Origin of the sequence: Cellulomonas sp. GbtcB1 (assembly GCF_019091725.1) — a bacterium.
Taxonomy (GTDB): domain Bacteria; phylum Actinomycetota; class Actinomycetes; order Actinomycetales; family Cellulomonadaceae; genus Cellulomonas.
The window spans coordinates 1-333 of sequence record NZ_JAGXJG010000168.1; the positions used below are offsets into that span (position 1 = coordinate 1).

The 333-nt window shown below is 77.8% G+C and carries 1 pseudogene; it reads left to right on the plus strand.

The window, feature by feature from the left end:
* A pseudogene (locus KVT14_RS20165) lies at positions 1 to 333 on the plus strand (sugar kinase); the annotation flags it as partial.

Consider the following 333-nt stretch of genomic DNA (forward strand, 5'->3'; position numbering starts at 1 on the left):
GGGCGCCCGAGGTCGGCGCGCTCGGCGAGGTGATGCTCCGGCACGACCCGGGAGAGCAACGCAGCCGCTCGGCGCGCGGGTTCGCGGCGCACGAAGGTGGCGGGGAGTACGACGTCGCCCGCGCCCTGCGCACCGCGTTCGGGCTGCCCGCGGTGGTGGTGACGGCCCTCGTCGACGTCGAGGTCGGTCGGCTGGTCGAGGACCTGGTGCCCGCCTCCGGCGTGGACACCCGCTGGGTCCGCTGGCTGCCGGCCGGGGGACCGGTTCCCGCCAGGAACGGGCTGAACTTCACCGAGCGCGGGCACGGCGCCCGCGGCGCGGTGGGCGTCTCCG